This window comes from Nocardia sichangensis (assembly GCF_047200615.1).
Taxonomy (GTDB): Bacteria; Actinomycetota; Actinomycetes; order Mycobacteriales; family Mycobacteriaceae; genus Nocardia; species Nocardia sichangensis.
Genome location: NZ_JBJZOK010000013.1, coordinates 202,864 through 209,779, shown reverse-complemented (window position 1 = coordinate 209,779; position 6,916 = coordinate 202,864). Strand labels below are relative to the sequence as shown.

Annotated in this window: 8 protein-coding genes; 1 reads left to right on the top strand and 7 read right to left on the bottom strand. The window is 66.6% G+C overall.

What is annotated here, in order from left to right:
- Nucleotides 1-654 precede the first annotated feature (654 nt).
- The 7 genes from ACL03I_RS20190 to ACL03I_RS20160 form a co-directional block, all read right to left on the bottom strand.
- Nucleotides 655-855 (bottom strand): DUF6186 family protein, encoded by a 201-nt coding sequence (locus ACL03I_RS20190; RefSeq protein ID WP_355072472.1) that lies wholly within the window; start codon nt 853-855, stop codon nt 655-657.
- Nucleotides 852-1,265 carry a hypothetical protein gene (locus ACL03I_RS20185; RefSeq protein ID WP_355072470.1) on the bottom strand — a complete coding sequence of 138 codons (414 nt, stop codon included), beginning with the start codon at nt 1,263-1,265 and terminating at the stop codon, nt 852-854. Before ACL03I_RS20185 ends, ACL03I_RS20190 begins: the two co-directional genes overlap by 4 nt.
- A gap of 120 nt (nt 1,266-1,385) precedes the next feature.
- Nucleotides 1,386-1,991: a TetR/AcrR family transcriptional regulator gene (locus tag ACL03I_RS20180; protein ID WP_412806674.1), complete on the bottom strand. Its 606-nt coding sequence runs from the start codon at nt 1,989-1,991 to the stop codon at nt 1,386-1,388.
- Nucleotides 1,978-2,844, bottom strand: coding sequence for an alpha/beta fold hydrolase (locus ACL03I_RS20175; protein ID WP_355072466.1), 867 nt, complete (start codon nt 2,842-2,844; stop codon nt 1,978-1,980). The genes ACL03I_RS20180 and ACL03I_RS20175 overlap by 14 nt, the downstream gene beginning before the upstream one ends.
- An 80-nt stretch (nt 2,845-2,924) precedes the next feature.
- The gene (locus tag ACL03I_RS20170) at nt 2,925-3,188 is read right to left on the bottom strand and encodes a hypothetical protein (RefSeq protein ID WP_412806673.1); all 264 of its coding nucleotides are present in this window, start codon (nt 3,186-3,188) and stop codon (nt 2,925-2,927) included.
- A gap of 161 nt (nt 3,189-3,349) precedes the next feature.
- The gene (locus tag ACL03I_RS20165) at nt 3,350-3,754 is read right to left on the bottom strand and encodes a hypothetical protein (RefSeq protein WP_355072462.1); all 405 of its coding nucleotides are present in this window, start codon (nt 3,752-3,754) and stop codon (nt 3,350-3,352) included.
- 226 nt (nt 3,755-3,980) lie between these two features.
- Nucleotides 3,981-4,721 carry an MSMEG_1198 family transcriptional regulator gene (locus ACL03I_RS20160; RefSeq protein ID WP_356966353.1) on the bottom strand — a complete coding sequence of 247 codons (741 nt, stop codon included), beginning with the start codon at nt 4,719-4,721 and terminating at the stop codon, nt 3,981-3,983.
- A 675-nt stretch (nt 4,722-5,396) separates the two neighbouring features.
- Here ACL03I_RS20160 and ACL03I_RS20155 point away from each other — a divergent pair.
- Nucleotides 5,397-6,914, top strand: a complete 1,518-nt coding sequence (locus ACL03I_RS20155; RefSeq protein WP_397277361.1) for an Hsp70 family protein — start codon at nt 5,397-5,399, stop codon at nt 6,912-6,914.
- Nucleotides 6,915-6,916 lie beyond the last annotated feature (2 nt).

Here is a 6,916-nt window from a genome sequence, read left to right as displayed (position 1 = left end):
TTTCTGGCGGGGTGTGGCCCGGGGCCGGGTGGGGGGGGGGGGGGGGCGGGGGGGGCCCCCCCCCCCCCCCCCGGGCCGCTAACGGAACAGGCTCGGTCTCGCTTCGCTCGAAAGACGTGGTCGGGGTGCGCTGGACGCGTCGTATCGAAGCTCACTACCCGATGCACGCAGGGTGTAGTGGCCGAATGTCGGCTACTACACCGTCGTCCACACAGCGGCCCCGCCAACGCGAGCCGAGCCGCGAACGGAACAGGCTCGGTCTCGCTTCGCTCGAAAGACGTGGTCGGGGTGCGCTGGACGCGTCGTATCGAAGCTCACTACCCGATGCACGCGGGTTGTAACGGCTGGCTGTCGGCTCGGCCCGAATGCGCCCGCTTGGCCGTTCGTCGCGTACGCGGCGGCCGCGCACACGCGAGCCGGGCGGCGAAACGACGGCGCGGAGAAGCGGGCACCGGTGTCGGTTTGACAACGCATCAACCCGGTGTGTTCGCCGCCTGCATCGCTCGTGCGGCGGCCACTTGCTCCTCCGTCGCTTCGAGGCGGTCACTCTTCGGCGCGCCGAGTCGCGGCGGCGCAATAGGCGCTGACTTCACCCGGCATCGCGACTGGGCCCGCTGTGGTCACGCGTGAACGATTCGGCGCATGGACCGGCCGTCACCGGGCCAGGAAGTGCCAGCCGAGCCATGCCCACACGAGTACTGCGGCGATTCTCGTCGCCCGGGTGCCGGTCAGGTAGGCGATCGTCTCTCCCAGCGTTGCGATCAGGTCCCGGCGCAGGCGCGTGATCACTACTGCGGCGAGCGCGGCCGTCAGGAGCAGGGCGAATCCGAGGAGGACGGTGGTTCGATCGCTCATCCGGAGACCAGCCACCATCCGGCTGCGAGCCACAACAGCCATCCGGCGAATCGCAGCGGCCATTGTTCGAGCGCCGGGTCCAGCAGCGTGGACAGTGTCGGGTGTTCGTGGCTCGGCCGGTTCAGGGCGGGCTGCCGCAGAAGGGCGTAGACCTCCCATGCCGACGCCGCGACCAGCAGTGCCGACCACACGGCTGTGCCGCGCCTGAGCCGGGCAGTGGACGGGGGTCGCTCGATTCGCACGCGGAAGGCCAGCACCATCCCCGCGAGTGCCGCCACCGCCACCATCGCGGTTGCCTGCCAGCTGAACGGCCTGGTCGCGGCACCGCACGCCGCCAGCACTACCCACACCGCCAGCGGCGTCGCACGCCGTCGGAACCGATGCGCCGAGCGCGCTGGTTGCTCTGTCACATGCGCAGGATAAGACCCCGGTTGGCCAGAACGGGGCAGGCGGTTACGACCTGCGCGCGGATTTCCAGCGAGGCGACATCGCTCCCCCGCGGACCCGCGGTACCTCGCTATCGGCCGCGTTCACCCGGCGGCTCGCAGCAGCCCCGAGATCAGCAGCAGCACCGATTGCTGGGTCTGGGCGCGGGCGAGGTCGGGGTCTTCGGCGTGCGCGACGATCAGGGACGCCTCGCTGACCACGCTGACGACGAGCTGGGCCAGCACGGGAACGGGGGCGTCGGCGATCAACCCGGCGGCGCGGGCACGTTCGAGTTGCGCGGTGATCAGGCCTAGGCCGTGGGCGGATTCGAATTCGCGCCAGGCCTGCCAGCCGAGCACGGCGGGGGCGTCGGTGAGGGCGATGCGCAGCATCGCCGGGCGCTGGCAGATCTCGAGGAACAGCGCGAGACCCGCCGCCATCCCGGCCATCACATCGTCGGAATCTACTGCGGCGATGGCATTTTCGATCTCCTCGGTGATCTCCGCCTCGATCTGCTCCAGCACCGCGAGGAACAGTCCGCGCTTGTCGCCGTAGTGGTGGTGCAGCGCGCCCCGGGTGACGCCGGCCTCGGTGACCAACTCCTCGGCGGAGGTGCCCGCGAAGCCGCGCTCGGTGAACAGGCGGCGTCCCGCCTGTTCGAGCGCGGCTCTGGTCGCTCGGGAGCGGTCTTCCTGGCTACGGCGTGGCATGCAGCCGAGTGAACTCCAGAATCGATTCGGCGAGCAACTCGGGCTGATCTTCCGGCAGGAAGGTGTAGGAGTCGTCGATGAGCTTCAGCGTCGCGTCCGGCAGGTCGCGAGCCAGGCGTTCGGCGAACGACACGGGGAACAACCGATCCTCCCGCGCCCAGGCCAGCAGTACCGGAATGTCGACTTCGGCGAAGTGACGGGCGGCTTCCAGGGTGTATCGGCGATGCGCCGATTTCAGGAAGCGCCGCAGATCTTTCCGGATCGCGGCGGAGTCGCGGCTCGGCAGCAGGTAGGAGTCGACGATCTCCGGCGGGACCGGCCGTTTGGTGACCCAGCCGAAGGCCACCGGCAGCCGGTGCAGCGCGCGGATGCGCAGCAACTCGGTCAGCGGGCGCAGCGAGCCGGGAATCCTGGCCAGCAGCGGCAGCGTGGTGAACGGCTGCGGCAGGAAGCCCTCGTAGCTGTCCACCGAGGCGAGCACCACCCGGCCGACGCGGGAGCGGTCGCGGGTCAGCAACACCTGCGTGATCGCTCCGCCGGTGTCGTTGGCGACCAAGGTGACGTCGGTGAGGTCGAGGCGTTCGAGGAACGCGGCGATGAGATCGGCGACACCGGCCGGAGTCAGTTCCGCGTCCGGCACCGGGATCTCGTGCGAGCCGAGCGGCCAGTCCGGCGTCAGGCAGCGGTACCCGGCCGCCGCGACAGCGGGCACCACCTTGCGCCAGAGGTCCGCGTTGACGAGCAAGCCGTGCACGAAGACGACAGGGGCGCCCGCACCCGTCTCGTGGTAGCGGATACGGCCGCCGGGCAGGTCCACATCGTGGGTGCGGCCTAGTGCTGTGCTGGTTGCCATGGGTCCTCCCAGTGGTCTCGGTTCCCGACCACTGTTACATACATACCGTATGTATGTCTAGACCCGCAGTGCGCGGCGGATCAGCTGAACACCGCCTTGACCGCGTCCTTCGACGCCGTCACCGCGGTCGCCAGAGAGGCGACGCCCGCCACCGACTCCCCGACCGCGTAGAGCACCCCCGTGAGCACGATCCGATTCGGTCGCTCCTTCGCCGCCTCGGCCGCCGCCCGCCGAGTCGTCTCCTCGACCAACTGCCGTTGCGCCAGATCGATGTCACACCGGCTGATCCGGTCGAGCAGATCGCCCAGGGAAGACCGCAATTCCTCCACCGCCTCCGCTGCCACCGCGTCGTACCTTCGGCGTGAACGCACGCCACATCTGCGGCAGAACGCGTAGTCGTCCCGGTTGGAATGCTGGCACTCGGCGCATCGCACCTCGCCAGCCAAGCATTCGCCCGCCGCCGAGCCGATCACAATCCGGGTGCCGTACCAGGTCTGACCGGCTGTCACGGCACCCGGGTTCCATTCGGCTCGATATGGATACGTGCCAGCAAGACCTTGCCGATGGGAGGCGTCAAGACGGCACCCGGCAACAGCGTCTCGAGATCTACTCGGTACCGGCCCGACGACAATCCGCTGCCGCAGGCGATCAACCGCCCGGCCAGACCGGCCAAGGCTTCCGCGAGCGTGACCGCGGCGGCCAGTCCGTCGCGGTCCCTGTGGAGTGCGTTGCGCAGCAGAAGGCGCTCGGTTGCACGGATCCTGCGAGCAAGATATTGCGAGCTAGGACGGTACCGAGGCAAGCATCGGTGAAAAAGACTGTCGACCAAGCTATTACGTACCAGGTGAGCTTTTCGGAGTGCCAGATCCCACATCGATGATCCCCCCGCGACCGTCTCTCCGAGGTCCATACTTGATTCCTGTTCCAGCACCGCCGACGCGACAGAGAACTCTCCACCCAGGGGACCATGAGAGGGGAACCGATTCATGCGACTTCTCGTCGTCGCACCGCTCGGAGACGTCATCGAGCCGACGCCGTCGACGTCGTTCCCTGCGGCGGATGCCGCCGTCGCGCCACCGAGCGGAACGGGCAGGGCGCTGATGCCGGACCGGGAGTGCCGAAAGCGGGCTGTGCCGTCAGGTGAATCGCGGACCGAGGACATCGGCGTGCCCATTTCGGCGGCACCAGCTGATGAGGTAGTGCGCGTGCTCGCCGCACCAGCGAAATACCGCGCCCTGGGTCAACGGCGTGCCCTCCGGCAACTCCTTCCGAGCGAGGATGATCGGGCCGATATAAGTATTGGTCGCCTTGTTTGCGGTGTTGAGACCGACACGAGCGACCTGGGCGAGAGAGTTGTAGTCCCACGCCGACTTGGCCGCGATCGCACCCGCCAGCCGGCCCGCCGTCTCGCCACGCTGTTCGGTGAACAGCGCGCACAACGCGGGCGGCCCTTGCGGCGGCGGCGCGACCTGGTCGCTGCGGCCGGTCGCGGCGCGCTGAATGGCATCCAGCAGCGCGGGCACGCCGGAGGACTTGTCGTAGAACTCGGCGATCTCGTCCGCGCGCAGCCGCGCCTCGTCGAGATGATCGCTCTCCATGCTGTGCCCTTGAGCCGCGAGCAGGACCTCGCTCTGCCGTTTGGTTTCCCGGAGCAAGTCCAGAACATCCAAACCGTCGAACCGGTACTCCATTTCGGGTTTGTTCCAGATCAGATCCGAGATGACCACATCGAACCGGAAACGTCCCACGATTCGACCGCGCACCTCGTCGACGTCGGAGGCGACCGCGACGGTCGACGCCGGAAAGTACTGCGACAGCACAGGGGCGATGATTCCGCCCAACGGCGAGGCGACAAGCACTCGTAAGTTCGGTTCCATAGCGCGATCTTCATCGCTGCCGACACTCGTCGGCAAGACTCCAAATGTCTATCGAACCGGTAGGTTTCGTAATGCGTATCGCACAGCAAGATCTTGCTCGCCCGGCCGGTTGACGAGTGCCGCAGCCGGCGATCCGGCGCTCGAAGACTACCGATCGCCGACGTGTCGATGACCTCATCGCTTTTCGATTCCTCGGCGGACGACTCGGGTACTGCAAGATCTTGCTGGAAAACGAGTGTTCGAGCAATATTCCAGCGACACCCATCGGAAGCGGCAAAAATCGGCCCACCGGCCGGAATACGGGTCGGAAATCACCGCGAAGTTCGTTGATCAATCACCCACGGCGACTTATATGCTTTCAATCCGGTGCGCCACCCGAGCCTGTCGCACCGTTCCCCCCTACCGGAAGGACCAGCAATGGCCGAAGTGTGTCCACAGTGCAGCAAGAAGACCGGAATGGATATCGGCGAGAAGGATCGTCAGGGGTGGCAGAAATACCAGTGCCAGATGTGCAAATACGAATGGAAGGCACCGAATCCCTGATCGTTCTCGCCGACCGTCCGGCGCCCGTCGTGCGGCTTATCCGACGAGACCGCGGGGAAAATCGTTCCGGTCTCGAATTTTCGCAGTATCAATTCGCGTGCATCGTCACCAGATGCATCGGGAGGGCAATCAGTGGCACACACCGTCGGTATCGATCTCGGTACCACGTATTCAGCGGTCGCCGTCGTCGGCGCGGGCGGGAAACCGGAGATCCTGGTCAACCGGGACGGCGAGCGGATCACGCCTTCGGTGGTCTTCTTCGACTCCGACAGCGTGCTCGTCGGCTCGATGGCCAAACGGTCCGCGGCGACCGCGCCGCTGGATGTCGTGCAGTTCGTCAAGCGGCAGATGGGCAATCCGGACTGGCGATTCGTCACCACCGATGATCGCGCCTATTCGGCCGAGGAAGTCTCGGCGCTGATTCTCAAACGGCTGAAAGACGACGCCGAATTGATCCTGGGGCAGGGGCAGGTCACCGACGCGGTGATCACGGTCCCGGCGTTCTTCGACGACGCGCGCCGCCGGGCGACCAGGGACGCGGGAACGATCGCCGGACTCAACGTGCTGCGCGTGGTGAACGAGCCGACCGCGGCCGGGTTGGCCTTCGGGCTCGACCTCGGCCGCAGCGGCACCGTCATGGTGTACGACCTGGGCGGCGGCACGTTCGACGTCACCGTGATGCGGATCCGCGACGGCGTGTTCGACGTGCTCGGCACCGATGGGCTGCACGAACTGGGCGGCTTCGAATGGGACAACCGGCTCATGCGACACCTCAACGAGGAGTACATGGCTCGAGGCGGCGGCGATCTCGACGACGCGTTCGAGACCCAAGCCGATCTGCGCGAGAAAGCAGAACTCGCCAAACGCACCCTGAGCTCCGCCGGATCCACGCGAGTCGTGCTCAGCCACAACGGCGTCACACACACGCTCACCGTCACGCGGGAAACGTTCGAGGACCTCACCAGCGACCTGCTGAACCAGTCGCGCGACCTGACCCATTCCCTCGTGGAGGAATTGGGCCTGAGCTTCGCCGACCTCGATCACGTCTTGCTCGTCGGCGGCTCCACGCGCATGCCCATGGTGGCGGCGATGCTGGAGGAACTGACCGGCAAGCCGCCGTTGCGGGCGGGCAACCCCGACGAACTCGTGGCGCTCGGCGCTGCGATCCGCGCCGAAGCGGAGACGTCCTCGAGCACGGCGCCGAAGCCGGTCATCCTCGACGTCACCTCGCAGGCGCTGGGCACGGTCGCCCTGAACGACAACCGGGAACCGAAGAACAACATCGTGATCCCCCGCAACACCAAGATCCCAGCCAAGGCGAGCAAAGTGTTCGGCACCGTCGCCGACGGCCAGACCGAACTGCGGATCTGCGTCACGCAGGGCGACGACGAGGATCTCGACTACGTCCGGTTCGTCACCGAAGGAAAGTGGCCCGACGGCGGGCAGCTCTTCGCCATTCCGCCCTATCCGGCGAATGCTCCGGTCCAGATCACATTCCACTACGACATAGACCAGACCATTCAGGTCGAGATCACCGACCTCACCGCGGACAAATCGCTCGGCACGTTCGAGGTCGACAACGTCGCCAACCTCAGCGAGGGCGAAATCCGCGTCGCACGCACGAAGAACGAAGACCTCGAGGTGAATTGAAG